The following is a 2,552-nucleotide window of genomic DNA, read 5'->3' on the forward strand; positions in this document are numbered from 1 at the left end:
GGCTGCGGTGGTGGCGGGGGGCCTGTCGCTGGAGGACGGGGCCCGTGTGGTGGCCTTGCGCTCCAAGGCGATCCTGGCGTTGTCGGGCAAGGGTGGTATGGCGTCGGTGCAGCTGCCCGTCGACGAGGTGGAACAACTCATCCCCCTGGCCGATGGTCGGGTGGAGGTGGCCGCGGTCAACGGCCCGTCCTCCGTCGTTGTGGCGGGTACGCCCGAGGGGCTGGACGAGGTGATCGCGGAGGCGGAGGCGCGTGGTGCTCGTGCCCGGCGGGTCGACGTGGACTACGCCTCGCACACAGAGCACGTCGAGCGGTTGCGTGAGGAGATCCCGGCGGTCCTGGCTGACATCGCGCCCACCGCGGCCTCGGTGCCCTTCCACTCCACGGTCACGGCGGGACGCTTCGACACGGCCGGACTGGACGCGGACTACTGGTACCGCAACCTGCGCTCCACCGTGCGGCTGGAGTCCGTGATCAGGGGGCTGGTGGAGTCCGGCCATCGGCTTTTCGTCGAGGTCAGCGCCCACCCCGTCCTGGCCGGTGCCGTACAGGAGACGGCGGAGGCGGCCGGACGCGAGGTGGCCGTCACCGGGACCCTGCGCCGCGACGACGGCGGTAGGGAACGGCTGCTGCTGTCACTGGCGGAGGCGTACGTGCACGGGGCCACCGTCGACTGGCGGGAGTGCTTCGCGCCCATCGACGCCGACACCACCCCCGACCCCGGCCTGTCTCACGTCGACCTGCCGACGTATGCCTTCCAGCACCGGCGCTACTGGCCCGAAACCATGGCGGTCGCGGCCGGCAAGGGCCGTGCCGTCGACGACTGGCGCTACCGGGTCGTATGGCGACGAGGCACCCTCCTCGACGAGGACCCGCGCCTCGCCGGGCGATGGCTGCTGATCGCACCCGAGGCATTGCACCCGGCAGGGGCCCCCGGCGCGATCCCCCGGGCCGACGCATTCACGGCGGCTGACGCATTCACGGCGGCTGACGCATCCACGGCGGCTGACGCATCCACGGCGGCCGACGCATCCACGACGGCTGACGCATCCACGACGGCCGAGGCCCGGATCGCTGCCGCGCTTCGGGCGGCCGGAGCTGAGGTGATCCTCGCCGCGCAGGCGGTCCCGGGCGACTATGCGGGCGTGATCGCGGTCCCGCGTTCCCTCGGCGAGGCCGTGGCCCTGCTCCGCGACCTCCGCTCCGCCGATGTGACGGCACCGTTGTGGTGGCTGACCGAGGGCGCCGCCGCGGTCGTCACGGGCGACGCCGTCCGCCCGGAGGCCGCCCAGCTGTGGGGGCTGGGGCAAGTGGTGGGCCTGGAACACCCGGACTGGTGGGGCGGGCTCGTCGACCTGCCGGCCCGCTGGACCGAGGACACCGGGCGTCGGCTGGCGGCCGTACTCGCCGCTGGGCGCGCGGACCGCGCGGGCGAGGGCGACAGCCGCGACCCGGCCGCCGTCGGCGACAACGGTCCCGTGGGTGCCCTCGGCGCCGAGGACCAGGTCGCCGTGCGTGAGTCCGGTGCGTACGTACGGCGGCTGGTGCGTGCCCTGGCGGGCGGACGCCGGCCGGAGCAGGTCTGGAAACCGCGGGGCACCGTCCTCGTCACCGGTGGTACGGGCGGCGTCGGTGCGCACGTCGCCCGGTGGCTCGCCGCCGAGGGCGCGGAGCACCTGGTGCTGACGAGCCGCCGCGGCCCGGCCGCGCCGGGCGCCGCCGACCTGGGCCGGGAACTGGAGGCACGGGGCACACGAGTGACGTTCGCCGCGTGCGACGTGGCCGACCGCGACGCCCTGGCGGCCGTACTGGCGGACCTCCCCGAGGAGACCCCGCTCACCGCCATCGTCCACGCCGCCGGCGTGGCGACCTTCTCCGACGTGCTGTCCATCGAGGAGGAGGAACTCGTCTCCGGTACGGCGGCGAAGGTGGAAGGTGCCCGTCATCTCGACGAGTTGACCGCGGGCCTGGACCTGGACGCGTTCGTGCTGTTCTCGTCGGGGGCCGCGGTGTGGGGAAGCGCGGGCAACGGTACGTACGCGGCGGCCAACGCCTATCTGGACGGGCTCGCCCACGAGCGTCGGGCGCGCGGTCTGACGGCCACCTCCGTCGCCTGGGGCGGCTGGGCGGGCGGCGGCATGCTCCAGGGCTCCGAGTCCGTCGCCGGACAACTGGAGCGGATGGGGCTGCGGCAGATGCAGCCCGAGCTGGCGATCGGCGTCATGAGCGAGGCTGTCGGACAAGGCGAGACCGCCCTCACCGTCAGCGACATGGACTGGGAGCGGTTCGCCCCCGTCTACGCGCTCTCCCGGCGCCGCCCGCTCGTCGAGGAGATCCCCGAGGCCGCCCGAGCCCTCCACGGCGGGGACCCGGCCGACGACACGGCGACGGCCGACACCAACGCCTCCGCCCGGCTGCGCGAGAGTCTCGCCGGGCTCACCGACCTCGAACGCCGGGACGCCCTCGTGGACCTGGTCCGGGAGCACGCCGCGGCCGTCCTGGGGCACGCCTCCCCGGACGCCCTCACCCCCGACCGGCCGTTCAAGGACCTCG

At 74.5% G+C, this 2,552-nt stretch carries 1 protein-coding gene; it reads left to right on the plus strand.

Annotation, left to right across the window (positions count from 1 at the left end):
• On the plus strand, positions 1-2,552 hold a 2,552-nt coding region (locus AOK23_RS11085), incomplete at both ends, for a type I polyketide synthase (protein ID WP_157878000.1).

Origin of the sequence: Streptomyces torulosus (assembly GCF_001419765.1) — a bacterium.
Lineage (GTDB): Bacteria > Actinomycetota > Actinomycetes > Streptomycetales > Streptomycetaceae > Streptomyces > Streptomyces torulosus.